At 44.0% G+C, this 20,929-nt stretch carries 4 protein-coding genes; 3 read left to right on the plus strand and 1 reads right to left on the minus strand.

Annotated elements, in window-relative coordinates:
* Positions 1 to 2: 2 nt before the first annotated feature.
* Positions 3 to 16,913, minus strand: a complete 16,911-nt coding sequence (locus PCIT_RS13690; RefSeq protein ID WP_010367218.1) for a non-ribosomal peptide synthetase — start codon at positions 16,911 to 16,913, stop codon at positions 3 to 5.
* A 569-nt stretch (positions 16,914 to 17,482) separates the two neighbouring features.
* Between PCIT_RS13690 and PCIT_RS13695 the strand changes: the two genes are divergently transcribed.
* The 3 genes from PCIT_RS13695 (at position 17,483) to PCIT_RS13705 (ending at position 20,909) form a co-directional block, all read left to right on the plus strand.
* The gene (locus tag PCIT_RS13695; protein ID WP_010367219.1) at positions 17,483 to 18,034 is read left to right on the plus strand and encodes a YcjF family protein; all 552 of its coding nucleotides are present in this window, start codon (positions 17,483 to 17,485) and stop codon (positions 18,032 to 18,034) included.
* Between the two features lie 150 nt (positions 18,035 to 18,184).
* Positions 18,185 to 19,828 carry a cyclic peptide export ABC transporter gene (locus tag PCIT_RS13700; RefSeq protein ID WP_010367221.1) on the plus strand — a complete coding sequence of 548 codons (1,644 nt, stop codon included), beginning with the start codon at positions 18,185 to 18,187 and terminating at the stop codon, positions 19,826 to 19,828.
* Positions 19,821 to 20,909, plus strand: coding sequence for a prohibitin family protein (locus tag PCIT_RS13705; protein ID WP_010367224.1), 1,089 nt, complete (start codon positions 19,821 to 19,823; stop codon positions 20,907 to 20,909). The genes PCIT_RS13700 and PCIT_RS13705 overlap by 8 nt, the downstream gene beginning before the upstream one ends.
* Positions 20,910 to 20,929: the final 20 nt, after the last annotated feature.

The raw sequence follows: 20,929 nt of genomic DNA on the forward strand, positions 1-20,929 counted from the left end.
GCTTAGAACTCCCCTGTTTCTTCTTCAACTTGGCTTGATGCCGTTAGGTATTCATCTAACTTAATCACGCTTTGGTGCTCAAATAAGTCAGCTACTCTGACATTAATAGCAAAATGCTCTGTCAGCTTTTGACACAAGGTGATCGCTAAAATCGAATTCCCTCCTAAGCTAAAGAAGTCATCATCAATCCCTACTTTTTGTATGCTTAATGCTTCTGCAAATAAGGCGCATATGGCACGCTGAGACTCGGTGCTTGGCGCTGTAAAACTCCTTTGTGGCACATCAGGGTCTGGCAAGGAGTGGCGGTCAATTTTCCCGCTGCTGGTATAACTAAACTGTGCTACTTGTACAAATACACTGGGGATCATATAGCTGGGGACGACTTGACTTAAGTGCCTTACAAGATCGGCTGGAGCCAACTCAACATCGCCACTAACGTAGCCAACTAGGTTATCTGCGCCAGCGGTTTTGAGCACTTTTACCACACATTGATTAACGTGCTCATGCTGAGCCAAACGGTGTTCGATTTCTTCAAGCTCTACCCTGTAGCCTCTGATCTTGACTTGAAAGTCAGCTCGACCCACATAGTCAAACTGACCTTTTGCAGATAACCGTACCCGATCCCCTGTTTTATACAGGGTGTTATAACTTGTTTGCAGATCAGCGTCGTTTTTAAATGGGTTGTCGATAAAGTGCAGTGACGTCAGAGCTGGTTGATTTAAATACCCTCTTGCTACCCCTGGGCCTGCAATATAAAGCTCACCAACCACACCTCGCTCTACCGGCTGTAAATGAGGGTCTAACACAAACATCTGCATATTTTGGATCGGCATACCAATGGAAATATCGGTTAAGTCGGTAATTTCAGCTTGAGCGCAACATACGGTGCCTTCAGTTGGGCCATACTGATTGATTAATCGACATGAATTTGGCAAAGCGGTTAAGCCATCAAGGGCTTCGCCCCCGGTATGGATCACTTCTAGCGCGTCAAACTCATTACCTTTTAAGAGTTTTACCAAAGCGGTACTCAAAAAAGCACAGGATATTTTGGCGTGTTCAATATACTCAACCAGCCCGACAAGGTCGCGCTGTAGCGAGGGGTCTATCAGGTGCAGTTCAGCGCCTGCCATCAGTGCTGGGAAGATCTCAAATACCGATGCATCAAACACCAAATTCGAAAATTGAAGCACTTTACTGTGCTGGGTGAGCCCGAGGGTATTTATTTGTGAGTCAATGAGGTTAATCACACCACCGTGCTCAATCATCACGCCTTTTGGCTGACCCGTGGTGCCCGAGGTGTAAATAACATAGGCCAGTCGTGCGGCTGACAGAGGCAGCGCCACATTGTGTGTTGGCATCGTCGTAATATCCGCATTACCCACCGTTATAACCTGAGTCATGGGCTCTGAACGCAGGCTTAGGGTCGCTACTTGTTGCTCAAAATAAGCCTGATATGACGACTGCGTTAACACCGCTAACGCGGCGGTATCTTGCAATATATATTGGCTACGCTCAGCCGCCCCTTGTGGGTCAATTGGCACATACGCAGCGCCCGCCTTAATCACCGCCAGTATACTCATTATCATCTCAACCGAGCGGTCCATTGCAATGGCAATCAAGGTATCAGGTTGTACGTTGAGTTGGTTCAATAAGTAATGGGCAAGTTGATTCGACGCCTCATTAAGCGCTTGGTAACTGACCGTTTGCTTGCCATATGTCACCGCAGGCTGTGCGGCAAATACGTCAGCGCGTTGATAGAATACCTGCTCAATGCCTTTTGGCTCAAAAGCCGCATACGTTTGATTCACCTTAGCGATTGCATCGTAGCGCTGCGCAGGGGTCAATGCATTTAGCTGGCCGTGATGGCGGGTAAGGTTTCTGGGTATGGCGTGGAGAAGCTGTTCAAATTGCGTTAGCAAATGCTTGGCACGACTTTGCGACAGCAACGCTGCATCGTAACTTAACCCAAGAGTGAGGGTATTTTGCTGCTCTTGAATGATCACCGCCATAGGGTAATCCAGCTTTTCAAAAGCCGCTCGATAACTAAAGTTGAGCTTATCGGCTTCGTCGCTTTGCGGCTCTGGGTAGTTTTCATGAATTAAAACGCTTTGAAATAAACGTTCACCGCCTTGTTGTAGCTCAACCAATGGCTGATGGGAGTGGGTATTTAACAGCGACATACTCTTGCTGATATCACGCAGCTGTTGTAACACCGTATTATCGTTATCCCACTGCACGCATAAGGGTAATGTGTTGATATACAAGCCCACACTATTTTCGATACCGTCAACATCAATCCCTCTGCCCGATATGGTGGTGCCTACCATGGTTTGATTACTTGCGCTGTGTGTACGGATAAGTTTATGCCACGCTAGCTGCAATATACTGTGCATGGTGACATTACTGCTACGCGCAAGTTGTTGTAAGTGCGCTGCATCAAAAGAGATAAAAGTTTGTTCAGCCTTGTCTACCTGTTTATGCGTTACCAAGTCAGATGATGAACTGAGCATAGAGGAAATATCGTTACAGGTATCAAAGCCTAACTTTTCTCTGAGCCAAAACTGCTTACACGCCTCACGTTGGCTTACGTAAAAGTGTTGCGCATTGAGATAACCGTGATCAACACGTTTTTCTGGGGTCTTACCCTGACACAGTTGCAAATATACTTGGTGAACACGTGCCATTAAGACCGCATTACTCCAGCCATCTGACACGCCATGATGCTCGCTTCTTAACAAGGTAAAACGTGATTCCCCGCGCTTAATAAGTTGAATTCGTAATAAGCCCGCACACCTTAAGTCAAACGGTTGCTTTCTGTCTTCACGCTGTAAAAGCGTAATGGCTGCATCAACATTATTATGCGTACTCCAATCATGAAAGGTAAAATTAACGTCAACCTGCTGATGAATAAGCTGTACCGGCGCATGCTGCCAATCAAAACTCATGCGCAGTGCTGGGAATTCATCAACCACCCACTGCCAAGCTTGTTGATAAAACATGACAGCCAATGGTTCATCATAATCAATTATAAATTGCACATGGTACGCATCATTATCGGGGAAGCTTACATGCTGATAGATCATGCCCTGTTGCAACGAGGTTGCGCCAAACACCTCTGATATACCTTGCACCGCGGTTATTTTATCAAACTCAGTAATGGGCATATCCACCCCAATATCACTTGGAGAACGCGTTTGGCTGATCTGCGCAGCACAATGCTGCACAACATCATGTAATGATTGCTCAAATGCCTCGCATAACTCTTGATGTGCTTGAGCCTCTAACTTTGAGGCAAGTGAGAACATGAGCGCGCCACCTTCAACTGCACCATTAACATTTATGAGCAAGCCATCGTCATTTTCTGGGCTTACTTGTGTTGATAAGTCATCAAGTGACACTTGCCAATCTAGAGACTGGGTCGCGGAGCTTATTACGCCCAAATAATTAAAGGCGATAGGCGGTAATTGCAGCGATGAGTCGGTTGCTTGGCATGCGCCAAAACCCACGCCTTTATTTTCAATTTTACGTAAGTACTCTTTCACTGCGCGAATAGTTAGCGATAGCGAGCTCTCAACGGGCAATGCAACAGGATAATGCGTGGTGAACCACCCAATGGTGCGCGATGTATCGAGTATGACATCATGCTCTTCTAGTAAGTGATCTAGTTGCTCTCGACCATGCCCTTCTAATGTAATTAGCTGACAATCGCAGTCGTTTACGCTCTGTAGTGCATAGGCAAATGCACACAGTAATAAGTCATTAATTTGCGTACCATAGGCCGCATTGGACTTAACTAAAAGCTGCTCTGTTTCTGCCACTGACAAACGTATTTCTGACTCAAAACTGTGTGACGTACTGCTCTGCGACACCCACTTTTTCAGCGAATCACCTTGACCCACAACCTGCTGCCAGAATGCGCCTTCATTAGGGTACATTCGATCATATTGATGTATTACCTCAACCCATTGACGGTAGCTGGTGGTTTTGTCCGTTAGGCTGCGTTTAAAATACAGTGCGTGCAAATCCTCACTGAAAATTTGCCAAGACACTGTATCCATCGCTAAGTGATGACAACTCACAAAAATAGCATCGCTCTCTGGTGTATAGCCTCTGATATAAGCCACCGATAATATGTTCCCTGAGCACAAGTCTTTGTCTTGTTGCACCTCATTGAGCATCTCTGTCACTTCAGCATCTGAGGCGTGTGCCATATCAATAATACGTAATGATATCGGACGTACTGGTTCATAACTTTGCTGCTGCACTGCTCGTTCAAACTGACTGATGTCAAAACTGGCTCGCAACATATCATGATGTGCAACTAAGCCATTCAGCGCTTGTTGCAGCCGCACTATGTCTATCGGATCAACTTGAATGATAAAGCTTTGGTTCCAATATTCAGGCTGCGTAATGAGACCTCGCTGTACGTCTGCGAAAAAGCGTTTTTGTACAGGTAAGAGTGAAAACTGCCCAGCTAATTCCCCTTGCTGACTGAGTACCGCTGAGTGTGAATGCTCAGCTAAGGCATACTTTGCTTGCGCCAAAATAGTACTGTGCGTGAAGATATCTTTCACTGCGAAATTAAACCCGGCTTTGCGTAATCTCGATACCAAGGTAATAGATGAAATTGAGTCTCCCCCTATTTGGAAGAAGTTATCGAGTACACTCACCCGCTCAACGTTCAATAGCGCTTGCCAAATATCACTGATCTGTTGCTCTGTGTCATTGCTCGGCGCCTGAAATTGCGCATGCGCTAAGTCTTGGGTGGGCAACGCGTCATAATCCACTTTGCCATTGGCGGTTAACGGCAACTCTGATAACGCAATAAACTGGCTTGGGATCATGTAATGCGGCAAGCTGTCACCCACTAAATCAATAAACTGCTCATGGCTTACTTCATGTGCACTGACATAAAATGCAGCCAGCCATTGACGTTGCTCTTGCTGTTTTAAGGCCACGGCCACTTGAGTAACACAGTCAAGCGACAGTAATTGCTGCTCTATTTCATGAAGCTCGATACGATAGCCTCTGAGCTTAATTTGCGCATCACTACGACCCAAATAATGTAATTGCGCTGCGCTGTCTACTTTGACTAAATCTCCCGTACAGTACAGTTGGTCATAGGCCCCGCCGAGCTCACCCTGTGCAACAAACGGGTTAGTAATAAACGCCGCCTGAGTTTGCTCCGGTAAATTCAAATACCCTGCTGCGACGCCTGGGCCGCAGACATATAAATAGCCGCTTGCACCTTGAACAACCGGCTCTAATGCGTTGTCTAACACGTATATTCGCGTATTTGGATACGGTACGCCAATTCCCTCGTCTTTTGCCGGATAACGCTGAGATAAACAACAGCCAACGGTTGCTTCAGTTGGCCCATATTCATCAAGTATGACCTGACAATAGTCACTTAACGCCGTCACTTGTTGCGACAGTAGCTTCTCACCTCCCAACATCAAGGTATCAACGCTTACAGCCGCTTCAGAGGAGAACACCAGCTCCGCTAAACTTGGGACCATTTTTACAAATTCGATATCGTGACGCGTTAAATACTGGCGATATTCGTCTACGTACTTAATCGGCTGCGGGAATATATGTACGTGTGCCGCACGTAATAATGCGGCCAATGTCGTTGTGATACTCAGATCAAAGCCAATATTCGAGGAGAAATCGACCTTTATGCCCGGCACCATGCGCTGAGCAATATTGTCGATATAATGCCCCGCATTGGCCTGCGTTACCATAACGCCCTTAGGCTGACCTGTGGTGCCTGAGGTATAAATTACATATGCTAAATCATCAGCTTGGGCCACTGGCAGGGATTTTTCTGAACAACTCACCCCACATAAACCGGTTTTTGTTTCAGTAACGGCTATCGCGACATCTGCTGCCAACTCAGGCAACTGAGTTAATAAATGAGACTGAGTTAATACCAATTTAGCTGCACTATCTGACACGATGTGTGCAATGCGTGCTGAGGGAGCATCGGCATCAACGGGCACATACGCAGCGCCCGATTTCACTATGGCAATTAATGACACCAGCATGGTGATAGAGCGGTCCATTAATAACACCACTCGCTGCTGCACTGACTGCAATTCGGTCGCTTCAAGCTTAGTCAAAATCTGACGAGCCATATGTGTTGAGGCGTCGTCGAGCTGTTGATAAGTCAACTGCTCGTCATTACAGCATAACGCAATCTCATTACCATATTGTGCTATTAGGCTATCAAAGCGTTCAGCCAAGGGGGTATGTGCTCGAGGTATATGTTGCCCATTTGATGCGTTGAGTAATGCCTGCCGCTGAGCGGGTGTAAACATTGTTAACGCATTAATTGGGCTATTTGGTGCATCACAAATGGCGTCTAACAAGTTCAAGTAATGGTGTGCCAAGTTTTCAATACGCGCATCACTAAACAACGCCGTATTAAAGTTCAATAGAAGCTTTAATTCATTCTCGCCATGTCGTGCCACACTGTCATTCACAAACACGGTTAAATCGTGTTTCGCCACTTGGTAAATGTCATCAACATCTATCGGAGTAAAGAACGCGCTCTTATGTGCATCTTCGCCAAAGTTTTGTACAGAAAACATCACCTGAAAAATCGGGTGTCTGGCTGAATCTCTCTCTAACGATAAATGTTCAACTATCGACTCAAAGGGCACGTCTTGATGTGCTTGTGCCTTGATCACCGTGGTATGTACTTGTGCTAAGAAATCGTCAAATGCCACAGTCGGGTCTAGGTGATTGCGAATAGGCTGAGCATTAACAAAAAAGCCGATAAGATTTTGTGTGTCGTAGCTGGTTCGATTAGCGGCGGGCGAGCCGAGGGTTATATCGGTTTGTCCCGAGTACCTGTGTAAAAGAACATTAAATACACTTAATAGTAAAGTATACAAAGTCACGCTGTGCGCTCGCGCCAATGCTTTAAGCTTTTTCGTGGTCGCGGCTTTGACAACCTGATTCAGGTTTTTGCCTACATAACTCAACTGCTCTGGGCGCGCGCGATCAAGCGGTAGATTTAGAGTTTCAAAGCCTTGTAGCTGTGTTTGCCAATAACTTAATTGGCGCGCTAACTCACCTTGTTGCAAATAGGTGTGTTGCCAATATGCATAATCTTGATATTGAATCGGTAAATTCGCCAGCGCTTCAGATTGCTCGTCCTCTGGGGCCAGCAATAGCTCTAGCTCTTTTAATAAAATATCGACACTCCAGCCATCAAATGCAATATGGTGGATATTTATCAATGCCGCTACTTCACTGCAGCCTTGATAGATGCTCAAACGCACTGGCAGCTCTTTGGTCAGGTCGAACACATACTGCATGTCGTGTGATATGTGCGAACGCCAATCTTGTTGAGCAACCTTCGTGATCACTGGAGTAAATTCATCTGCCGATCTGATGTTTAGTAACACCTTTTCGGGGTTACTTTGGTCATCAAAACACGTTCTCAGCACCTGATGGCGCTCAACGATACACTTAACTGCTTGCGTAAAACTGGTTGTATTCACTTTTAAAGTTAATGCAATTGGTACTGTGTATGCCGCTGAGCCTTGTTCATATTGTTCAATAAACCACAGTCTTTGCTGTGCAAAAGACAGCGGCAGATTTTCTATGTTCGCGGGTTCAATTTTGTTCTTTTGTAGGTATAAGCCATCGTCGATTAAGGCACTAATGGTGGGACACTTAAACAAAATAGCCACATTCACTTCGTAATCGAGCGCTTGAGACATTCGATGACACAGCGTGATGGCAAGTATTGAATTACCGCCCATGCTAAAGAAGTCATCATTGACGCCCACACGCGCAATACTGAGGGTGGTTTGCCAAATTTGACACAAGGTTTGCGCCAGCTCTGTTTGTGGCGCTTGGTAATCAACCGAGCACAGTTCAGGCGTTGGCAGGGCTTTTTTATCTATTTTGCCGTGTGTTGTCAGTGGGATTTGTTCAAGTTGTACAAAGTGCTGAGGCAGCAGATGTTCAGGCAATTGTGTTTTTAAAGACTCAACTAACTGACCAATATTAATTTCAACAACCGGCTCTCGCACATAATGAGATAACGGCGTATGTGTCAACGCGGTGTGTTCATGGTGGTTAATCGATACAAAGTCACACGCTGCGCTTGCTGCGTTTTTAATTAAACTCACCGACATTAAATGCGCTGACACATCGCTGGGTATAAAGCGTACCTCACACTGTAAAGAAGTAGCTAATTCTGTCCAGCCTTGCCAGCTCAGGGGGTTGGAGTACTTACAGGGTAAATTATAATAATCGACGTAAGCGTGGTACACACGTGCGTTAGGCACTCCTTCAATAAGTACATGATCATGTAATGCAACCAGTTCAGCGATATTCAGTCCGTCACTATACTCAGTCACCTGCGGCGTAACAGCACGTATTACCTCTTTTTGTGAGAGTGTCAGTAATACATCATAACGATAGTCTGTCATTTCACTGCTGTGTGTACCTGATTTATACAATGCTTGCGCACCGCTGCACTGGGAAAGGTGGTTATGTAACTGCGCAAAAAACAGCGGACTGATCAGGAGCTCTTTGTCTAATACCCGCGCTTGTGCCGCGAGCTGCTTAAGTTGATCATGTGCTACATCAGACGCACGTGACTTTTGGACGTCATAATGAAAAGAGTCAAGCAACCGAGCATCTCGTACATCACCAATGAAAATAACCCCACCTTGCGGCATTAGCTGACTGGCTTGTGTTATCACATCCATCAAATAATCAAACGACGGAAAGTATTGCGCAACCGAGTTAATAATAACGGTATCAGGGGTGTAGTTTTGTGCCGATACTGCATCATAAATGGTGGCGGCATCGCACACTGCAAACTGGGATTTATGCTCAAAGCCCAGTTGTTTTGCACCAAAGGTAAGTTTTTCAATCGCCGCTTTGGAAAAGTCCGTTGCAAAATAATGGGTGCAATGCTCAACCAAAGGGTAAAAAATAAGCCCCGAGCCGCTGCCGATTTCGAGTACCTTACCCAATGGCAAGGTTTGTAAACGCGCGATGGTCGCATCGCGCCATTCATGCATTTTAGCCACTTCAATTGGCATGCCAGTGTATGTGCTATTCCACCCTTCAAAATCAGCTTGGTCAACGCTTAAATCTTTTTCTAAGCGGCTATATTCTGCATCATAAACCTGTTGCCAACTATCCACCGTCACTTCTTGCCCTAAAGCCGATTGCGCACTGGCAGTAAAATACGCGGTAAGCACTTTTTGCTGATTCAGTTCCAGCAGCTGTACGGTACTTTGAGCCACCCCTTGGCACTGCGAAAGAACTTGCTCGATTTCTGATAATTCAACACGGAAGCCTCTGATCTTAACTTGAAAGTCACTACGCCCGAGATACTCAAGATCATTGTTCATATCGTATCTGGCCAAATCTCCGGTGTCATACAGTGTTGGGAAGCCATCCTCGATAAAATGATTTTTAATAAACTTTTGTTCTGTCAGCTCTGGCCGCTTAAAGTACCCCTCCGCAATACCTGCGCCACTTACAAACAACCGGCCGACAACCCCTTTTGGTACTGGGTTCATGTGCTGATCGAGAATATACAAACACGTGTTCAATAGTGGCTTGCCGATATTGGTATTTAAGTCGCCACGTTGATAAGGATGGTATGAACAACAAACCGTTGTTTCAGTCGGGCCATAAGCATTAATAACTTGGCAAATTTCAGAGAAGCGCTGCAACGTTTTTTCTGGGGTTGTTTCCCCTGCCACCACCAATGTGCGTAACGAGTGACATGCTTGTTCATCTAGGGTTTCAACCAGTACTGGAGGTATTGTCGCGATACTCACTTGCTCAGATTCAAGCAGCTTCGTTAATGCATTGCCATCTTTACGGACCGCTTTATCGCACACCACCAGCGTCGCACCACTGCACAGTGTGCTGTATATTTCCCACGTCGCCGCATCAAAACTAATAGATGCAAACTGCAAGACATTATCGTGGTGAGTTAAATCAAATATCTGCCTTTGACTGTGAATAAGGTTCACTACCCCTGCATGGCTTATCATGACGCCTTTGGGTTGGCCTGTGGTCCCTGATGTATAAATAATATTCACTAACGAGTCTTGCACCAAGTGTGCAGGCTTGTCTAACTTTGCATATGTGCTTGCTTTTACCTCTTTGCAGGTGATGTCTACTAATCTGACACTACTTTGTTTAAGGAACGACAATACATCAACCACGTGATGGCAACACAGCACCGCCGATGCACCACAGTCTTGTAAAATATAACGGATCCGCTCTGCGGGATAAGCCGGATCAACAGGCACATAAACCACACCCAGTTTTATCGAGGCCAACATCGCCACTATCATGTCACTGCTTCGCTCAAACGAAATAGCAACCCTATCGCCCATACGCAAACCCACATGCTGAGCTAAGTAACCTGCCAGTTGATCAACTCGTTTATCTAACGCTTCGTAGGTCAGTTGCTCTGCTTGAAAACACAGTGCCACCTCTTTGCTATATTGGGCTACCGTACGTTGCCACAGTTCTAACAAGGTGTCTTTTTTATTACAATTTATTGCTGTATTTACATTTTGTCTCAGGGCGATATGTTCATCGCGGCGCATACCTGCCAACAGAGGCTGTGAGGATAAAATACAACGCAAATAATGTTGATAATACTGCGCTAAGTAATCCAGTAACGGTTGCTCAATGAAGGTACTGTGCGCTTGAAATTGTATGTCAAAGGTATCTCCTTCTCGGTTCACCACCAGTGCAATGGGAATATTGGTCATGGCAACCGCATCTACCGCTTGGGCTGAACTGGTTTCAAGCGCGGTATGCTTTTGATAAAAATGAATGTAATTAAATGCAGCTTGATAGATATCGTCGTCAGGCTCATATCCTAAATCCGCTTTAATTTGGCCATACGGGTAGTTCTTGTACGCCATCAACTTAAGCTTCTCTTGATAGACCGTTTTAACTAAGTCTGTATTTATGTGTTTGAAGCGCATCGGCATGGTATTTAAATGCAGACCAAACTGCTCATCGCCACCCGACTCTTCTAAGCGGTTATTGACCACCACGCCCAGAGTGACATCATCACCCCCACTAAATACCCATAATAAATGTACAAACGCAGCCATAAATACCGAATCAATTGATACCTCGTGCTGCACTGCACTTTCCAATACGGCTTTATGCATATGCGTCTCTAACTTGCAGTCAGATTCAATCATCACCGGCTCATACTTTGCCACGGATTTACTGCGCATTTTTTGAACCTGCTCGGGCATATGCTCTAAATAATTCTGCCAAAATTGACGCTGGCGTGGATCATTTATTACCGCAGCTTCTTGTCTCACATATTGACCAAAATTAACCGCAACGGGGCGGCTTTCAATGTAAGAGACGACCTCGCAAGGGCTACGTTCATCAGTGTAAGCGCTAATAAACTCTGCAATTAACGAAGCCACACTCCAGCCATCCTCTATGGCATGGTGCGAGGTAAATATCAGCTTAAATTGTGTCGCTGATGGCACAATGGCGAGCCTAAATAACCCCGCCTTATCAAGTTGTATTGGGTGACTACTTTCCTGCTGCCATGCTTGCTCATAGTCACTGTATTGCACAATATGCTGCGACACCGCTATGCTTGGCTCAATGAGCGTCAGGTAGCCCATATCATCAAACTGCTGATATGCGGCGCGCAATAGTTCATGCTTATTGGTCAGCGCTTGCCATATCAGAGTAAATCTCTCACTCTCAAACGGTTGATTAACTTCACTCACATCCAAGTTATGATAAATACGACCGTCGCGTTTACACTCAACAAACATGCCTTGCTGTAAATGGGTCGCCGGATACACGTCTTCGTAATGAACAAACTGCGATTTAAGCTGTGCACTGACTAGACTAAATGGCACATAGGCAGGTTCGCTGCTTTGTGGCCTAGTGCTGTGTAACTGCACTTCTTTGGTAATACTGGGCAAAAGCTTTCGAATGGTTTTATGTTGAAAAATATCTCGTACAGACACATTAAATCCGAGCAGCTTTAATTGTGCGACCACCCGAATCGCATTAATTGAATCGCCACCGATGCGGAAAAAATCATCATCAATCCCCACTTGTTCAAGCGACATCACATCCGCCCAGATAACAGAGCATGCGCGCTCGTTTTCATTCGTTGGGGGGTTATAGTCAGCTTGAGTAAAGTTGGGTTCTGGCAACTGGCGCACATCGACCTTGCCGTTAATGGTCAAGGGCATGGAAGGCATATAAACAAAATGCTGTGGCACCATATGTGCTGGCAAACGGCTGCTGAGCTGCTGAGTAAAATCATCGTGCGTAATATCATTGTCAGCGACGTAATACGCCACCAAGTAATAACCAGAGTCTCGCTTTTTAGCTAACACCGTACTTTGTGAAACGCCTGTGATTTGCGACACACAGTGCTCAATTTCACCTAGCTCAATGCGGTACCCTCTAATTTTAACTTGAAAGTCATTGCGACCAATATATTCAATGCCCCCACCATCGAGCTCTCTGACTAAATCACCGGTTTTATAGAGTATTGTTTGCCCAGCATTTTGATTATGCGGGTTAGCCACAAACCTTGATTCGGTTAACGACGCTTTATTCAAATATCCGCGAGCCACCCCGCCGCCACTTACATAAAGCTGTGCAACCACCCCTTGCGGTACGGGGTTTAAATTATCATCTAATATGTACGCACTCAGATCGTTTAATGGCAAACCGATATTCGAGCGCGCGTTAATATCGGCCTCTGAAATGGCTTTAAATGTAACATGCACACAGGTTTCGGTAATGCCATACATATTCACTAATGTCGGTTTATTATAACCATATTGACTAAACCAAGGTTGAAGCTGAATTAAGTTCAGTGCTTCTCCGCCGAAAATGACATACTTTAGGTGAGTGAGAGTGTCTTGCTGATTGGCTTCTTGAATAAAGTTATAAAATGCGGAGGGCGTTTGATTTAAAACCGTTATTTTGTGCGCTTTAACCAACTGAAAAAATTGTGAGGTATCTTGTGTTTGTGCCTTATTTGGAATAAATAAACTGCCACCATGGAGTAAGCTTCCCCAAATTTCCCACACACTAAAATCAAACACATAAGAGTGGAATAAACACCATACATCCTCGGTGGTAAAATCAAAATGCGGGTGTGCACTGCTTAACAAACGACTCACATTATTATGGGTGATCTGCACGCCTTTTGGCTGCCCAGTACTGCCCGATGTGTAAATCACATAGGCCAGTTGCTCTGGTACTATCGAGATATTAGGTCGTTCGTCGCTGTAATGCTGTGCAGGTAAGGTGTCTAAGCAAATACAGGTTAAATCAGCTAACTCAGATACATGATCAGCATATGCGCTGTTCGTGATAATAATATGGCTGACCGTATCTTCTGCAATGTACCTAATACGAGAAGCAGGATAAGTCGGGTCGATTGGCACATAAGCGCCCCCTGCTTTTAATACCGCCAGAATCGAAACAATGGTGTCAAATGATGGCTCAAGCAGCAGTAATACCAAGGACTCTGCTTGCACTTGGCTGTTTTCAACGAGGTACTGCGCTAGTTGGTTCGACGCTTTGTCTATATCAGCATAGGTCGCTTCTTCCCCAGCATACATAAGCGCACACTTAGTGGGAAATAGCTCAGCCATTTTTACAAACTGTGAAACTAAATCGTCTGCTGGGTGCGCCTGTACAGTAGCCGCATAGCGAGTAAGCGCGCGCTGTTGCTGCTGCTGTGGCATCAAGCTAATGTCTCCCACCGGCCGTGAAAAGTCTTGCGTAAATGACGTTAAGACATGTTCTACTGCCGTGACCAACTGCTGAATTTGCGCGTCACTGTATATGGCTGTACGATATTCCACCCTGAGGTTTAAAGTATCTTGAAAATCGAACTCAAAATACAAAGGGTATTTAACGTCAGAGGGTAAGGTATCGTTTTGGGTAATAAGCCATGGCACCGAGTGGCGCTTTTTCGGCTCTAAAGTCATATAAACTGAGGGTAACTTTTCTTCTACGTTGCCAGTTTCTCTCATTTTTTTAAGTAATGCTTCATACGCCAGCGGCTGGGTTAATTGCTCAGTTACTTGGCTGAAGCACTGTGCAATAAAGTCACCCGTCGATATATTCGACTCAAGTTCGCAACAATACAGTTCATTTGCCAAAAAGTTACCATATACATTATCTGCATCAGGGCCTCTCAGGCTGCGAACGCCGCCAATTGACACTGAATTTTGATTCGAAAACCGCATCGTGACCAATTGAATGCACGCCAGTAACAGCGAGAAAATACTCACACCTCGCGCCTGCGCACAAGTACTCAGCTGATCTGATAATGCCTTGGAGAATGTCTTAGTGTGATATGTGCCGCGCAAGTCATCACTGGGAGAGTTATTGAACAAGACCGCGGTATTCAAAGCGCTAAGTAATTTCTCATCGGCCTCTTTATATTGCGTTTGCGTCATGACGTTTGGCACATGGGGCAAAGAGTCCTGAGGCGCTTTCAATAACGCAGCCATTTGAGGCACAAACAGGTTGTACATTGCTTCGCCATCGGTCAATAAATGATGGTGGATAAAGCTCAGCTTAAGCACCTGCCCTTGGCTGCTAAATGCGATGAACCGATAAAGAGGCCCTTGGTACAAATCAAAAGGCATATCAATGTAACGTGCTAACGACTGCGCGACTAAGCTTTCAGATGGGTGCGATTCAGGTGATACATCAACGACCGTAAGTAACTCTGCCACTGCACTTAGCTTCTCTGAAATTCGATAGCCTAAATTGTCTTCATTCACCTGCATACGTAAAACATCATGATGGTTAATGAAGGTTATTAGCGCCTGATTAAGTTGTTCGAGCGTAATGGCTTGCTGCTCATCGATTGAAAAATCGATCGATACATTTTCATTATACAAAATGGCTGACGTAGAAAGCTGATGATTTAGTATCAACCGCTGCATCGGGTTAAACTGGCCATCATTGACTGCCACCGTTAATGTATTGGCAGCAGTGCACGCCTCATTTTCAAGCGTCTGTGCCAGTGAATGAAAAGTGTTGCTTTGCAGTACATGTACTGGGGAGCAATTGATCCCTTGCTCATGCAACTTAGCCCCAATGTGCATGGCTAAAATTGAATCGCCGCCCAATTGATAGAAGCTATCGTCACCTGAAACGTTTGGCGTATTTAACACACGCTTTGCGGTTTTTAACACCCATTGAAGCATTTCACTTTGTTCGATATTGCTATGCTCAGTTGTTGTAACTTGCTTGATCTGCGCCAACAAAGCCTGGGTATCTATTTTTCCGCTCACAGACACCGGCATTTCTTTAACATGCACATACTGTTTTGGGCACATATACTCAGGTAAATAAGTGCTCAGATAATTCTGCAACGACTCAACGGGTGTGATTGGATGTTGTGAGGTATAAAAAGCCACCAACTGGTTCCGAGCAGGGTCAATCATCACTTTGCTTTGTATTATTTGTGTATGAAGCTGCAGTTGGTGTTCAATTTCGCCCGGTTCAATCCGAAAGCCATTCACTTTAATTTGCTGATCACATCGCCCTAAATAAACGAGCCCACCACCTGCTTGTTGTTTAACTAAGTCACCCGTTTTATATAGGCGTTTATAGTCATCATAAGGGTCGTCTTCTTGCGACCAAAATGGGTTATCGATAAAGCTATGCGCTGTTTGTGACGCCAGATTTAAATACCCTCTGGCAACGCCGCGACCTGATAAATACAATTCTCCTTCTTCGCCAGCTGACACTTGCTCGCCTGCTTGGTTAACAATATAGCCGCGCATATTATCAATAGGCTGCCCAATATGATGAATGCTTTGTGCATCAACCTGCTGGCCAGTGGCGTAGATTGCACACTCCGTTGGGCCATAAAAGTTATATAAATTAAACGCTTTCGCGAAATATTCACCGCATTCTTTTTGGCAAGGTTCTCCCGCAAAAATAAAGGCGTTCACACTCTCATAGCCAAGGCGAGGTAACGTGGCCAATACTGATGGTGGTAAATACACCACATTTAAACAATGCTGGGTGATATAACCAGATAACGCGACACTGTCTGTGCGAATGTCATCGCTTAACAGGTGTAATTCATGGCCAAATATTAACGGACAAAAACATTCGGAGACACTCACATCAAATACAAAATGGGTAAACGCCGAAGTTTTCAAAGGTGTGTGAGATCCATCTTTTGCGCTATAAGTGGGTGATAGTGATTGTAAAGTATTCACTACACACTGGTGCTCTAACATTACGCCTTTGGGTGTACCTGTGGAACCCGATGTATAGATGATATAGGCCAAATGTTCGGTTTTAACGTCTCGATTCGGATTACCGGTTCCATAACTATCAAAATTACTCGCATAATCGAGTGGGTCAAATGTATGCCACTCTTTTGTTTGTAACGTAGCAAATTTCTGCGCCAGTTCCGTCGTGGTAATGACTAACGAAGGGGCAACATCATTGAGAATGAAGCGAACCCGTTCAAGCGGGAAATCAGGGGCGATCGGCACATAGCATACCCCTGCTTTTAAAGCGCCAAGCATACAGATCAACGCAAATTCAGAACGTGGTAACAGCAACACAACCTGCTGCTGGGCACGATTATGGGTTTTGGCTGATAATTGACTTTGCTCGTGAATAAAATGGCTAATTTGATTAGCACGCTGGTTTAGTTGTGTATATGAGAGCACCACATTATTAAACACAAGTGCATTGTCTTCGGGAGTTTTATCTACTTGTTGTTCAAACAGCTGATGTACGCAAGAGGTGGTTTTTGGCGTAACCTTCCCTTGCAAATAAGTGAGTTTTTTAGAATTATCGCGTTTTTTTTGGGTGCTCACCTGAGCGTTAACCGTTCCATCATTTGAAGAATTCATTCTTATACGCCGCATGTTAACTTGTTACATAACAATAAAAATAAGCCTATACCATTGAATTATAATAAGTAATATAGACTCGCCTACTGACAAGTAAGAGCTTTAACAGCGTGCTCAAACACTTTTTTATTCCACTTTAAACTATATTTTGTAATTACATATAGCAATTACAAAACATTACAGCAATCAAATTATTTTACACATCATTAACTTGAACTATTCATATTAATATCATATAAAATCAATGTGCATTGCATAAAATACCGCCAATCTAACTAACAGCTAGGCTAAAACTAGCTAATTCCGTTGTGTTGACATATTTTTTAGAAGCAACGATTGCATAGCATTACAACAAAATCTGACACTGTAATGACGTGTAATGGACTTTTTTTTAACCATGTCCGACAGTGGACACACTTATTGACTAGGATTGGCGAAACATGTAAGCCAGAGTGGTTTTGGGTTACTGACTGCATTAATGCCAGAAGTTCTTACCAATATTCAGCCAAATACGGCTTCATATTTGGAAATTTACTTGGTTTATACCAAGTAAAAACAGGAGGTTACTAATGGTACAAGATAAAAATCAAAACTCAGAAAAGGAGAATGCAGTGGAACAACAAAACCAAACGGCTGACGCCGAATTATCATTCGAGGGTAAAACCGAAGAAGCTGATAAAATCATTAAAAACTCTGTGTATGGTGCAGCAGGTGTCGGACTAGTGCCGATCCCTTGGGTTGACTTCGTTGGTCTAACCGCGATTCAAATCAAAATGCTTCATTCACTTTCAAAAGTATACGGAGTTGAATTTTCAGAGTCTCGTGGTAAAGCCGTGATCACGTCACTGGTCAGTGGCTATTTGCCCATTGCACTAGTGCAGCCTATCGCCAGCTTTATCAAATCAATTCCACTGGTTGGTCAATTAACCGGGGCAGTCACTATGTCTATCCTTGGTGGTGCAACAACCTACGCAATTGGTCGGGTATTCAACCTGCACTTTGCGGCAGGCGGCACCTTTTGGGACTTAGACGCAAATAAAATGCGTGCTTACTTCGAAGAGCAATTCGAAGAAGGTAAAAAAGTCACATCTCAAGCGCGCAAAAAAGCCACAGCAGCTTAAATAGCACGCTTTGCGGCAATAATTAATCACAGCGACACACTTATTCTTTGGAAGGATAAGCGTGTCGCGTGGTTAATTGTATTTGTTTAGCATACATACCCCGACGAGCTCCACACCGGGTCCTCAAAAAAATAATAACTAGGATCACCTATGAAAGTGAAGTTAATATCATTTGTCTTTAGTGAAACTGGGTTCAGACGTAACAGGATCATTTTAACAATGATGTTGGCAGGTATAACCAACGGTATGGTTATGCTTATCATTAATGACGTTTCGAAAGACTTTAATGAAATTAATTTAAGGAATATCTTACTCTTTGCGTTATGCATTGGCGCATTTGTGTTTTGCCGGAAATACTCTGAGTACCATGCCCAATCAGGCGTACAGCAAGCCATTTCAAACAAACATTTAACCCTGATAGATAAACTCAGAAAGTCCGAGCTGGTGCACTACGAAAAAATTGGCAAAATGAGTATTATCACCAATGTTACTGATAATTCACAAATTATATATGAGTCCACCCGTTTAATGGTGCACTCCATGACAGCCTCCATCATGCTGTTATTTTCGTTTGGTTACATTGCTTATTTATCACTGGCAGCTTTTGCAATGTGTGTGGTTATTCTCGGCATTGGCATTGTTATTTATAAACACGGCCAAAAAGACATCATTCGCCTTTATCACGAATTTCAAGAAAAAGACCAACTCTTTTTCGAATCACTTAATCATTTTCTCGACGGCTTTAAAGAGATCAAAATTAACCTAAAAAGAAGTGATGATATTTATCAAAATGAGTTTTCGAGAAATATAGATGACTCTTTAGATTTAAAGTTCCAATCTGAAAAGAAAGTGGTCTCTAATATGGTTTTTGGCCAAACCATGTTTTTCCTACTGATGGCAGGCATCGTATTTTTACTGCCACAAATTGATGAAGTTGAGTCAGAAACCATGATGTCGATCACGGCCATTGTATTGTTTATTTCTGGCGCAATTGGTCTGCTCATTGAGTCGATTCCGATGATCATAAAAGCAGATATGGCTCTGGATAATTTGGTCCACCTAGAAGCGAAACTCGACGAATCAAAAGAACCTGAGCAACATGCCTGCTCTGATCTGTATAAAGACTTTAAAGAACTCAGTTTAGACGAGTTACATTATGACTATGTTAATGCGCAAGGACAGGCCATGTTTGGCATTGGGCCCATGCATTTTGCCCTAAAACGCGGAGAAATCACCTTTATTGTTGGCGGTAACGGCAGTGGTAAAACAACCTTATTGAAAAATTTAACGGGGCTATATAGTCCAAAATCAGGCCATATTAAAGTCGACAACAAAATGGTGGAAGTGTCGAACTACAATGATTTCCGCAGTTTATTCTCTATCGTACTGACTGACTTTCATTTATTTGACAAGCTTTACGGCCTAGACCATTTAGACGACAACAAAGTCAATGAGCTACTCAAAAAGCTACAAGTTGATCATAAAACCCGCTTTGAAAATGGCCGCTTTACCAACCTTGACCTATCAACTGGACAACGTAAGCGAATTGCATTGATTGTTGCACTACTTGAAGACAAACCGGTGGTGGTGTTTGATGAAGTTGCAGCCGATCAAGACCCTGAATTTAGAGATTTTTATTATCATGATATTTTACCTGAATTGAAAAAAGCCAACAAAATGGTGCTCGTAGTAAGCCACGACGACCGATATTTTGACGTCGCCGACACCTTGATCAAACTGGAATATGGAAAAGTGGTGAAATTAGAAGTCAATGGAGGTAAGCAGCATGACTAATCCAATTACCCGTATCACCGCAACTATTCGACGTTATATTGATGAGCATTTACCAACCATTCTTGTCACAATTTTAGTATTGGCATTTTTGCTGCTTTACTTCTGGTCTAGAATATTCATCACCATAAAAGCCGGTGAAGGCGGCGTGCTGTATAAACGCTTTGATGGCGGTACGGTGGTAGAAACCCTCTACGGAGAAGGCTTTCATATTGTGTTACCCTGGAACATCATGGCGGTGTATAACTTACGAGTACAAACGCAAAAACATACCTTGAATGTGTTAACCGAAGACGGCCTGAACGTAAAAATAAACATGGCCATTCGATATCACCCCGACAGAGAAATGGTGGGGGTATTACATAAGTATGTTGGTGAAGATTACTTTAATACCATTGTTTTACCTGAAATCGAGTCAACGGTACGTTCATATGTCGTAAAAGATAACTTAACAAATATTTATGCCACGCTCGCCAAAAAAACCACCTTCCAAGATGCGGTAAATGAAGCAATTGGCCGGGTTGCTAGAAAGTTTATTACCGTCGATGAAGTAATGGTCATTGATATTGACCTGCCCGACAAAATTGAAAATGTGATCCAAGATAAGCTTAGGCAGCAGCAACTCTCTCTCGCGTATGGCTATCGAATTCAAAGAGAAGAACAAGAAGCAGAACGAAAAAGAGTCGAAGCGGAAGGGATCCGCCGTTATAACGCCATTATTGACCAAAGTATTTCGGGCAATATATTGAAATGGCAAGGTATTCAGGCAACAGCACAAATTGCAACATCAGCAAACTCAAAAGTGATTATGATCGGGCCTGATAAAAATTCGTTGCCAGTAATTCTCAATGCGGAGCCAAGCCCTGCGGTTCAGCCTCCCCCTTTGGAAACACAAAAACGAACAGAGAAATCCACGCAACGAATGCAGACTAAACAAGCCACTCCCCCACTGCTTGCACAACATACGTTGCTTGGAGTCGACCAAAATAAAACGCCGAAACAGGATGTTAAAAGTAAAGGCAACCCGACGGTTAAAAAGCCTGCATCGCCTGCTAAAAGTGAGCGTGTAAATGACAACAACTAGAAAAGGACATCATAAGTGTA

This window comes from Pseudoalteromonas citrea (assembly GCF_000238375.3).
In the GTDB taxonomy this organism is placed as follows: Bacteria; Pseudomonadota; Gammaproteobacteria; order Enterobacterales; family Alteromonadaceae; genus Pseudoalteromonas; species Pseudoalteromonas citrea.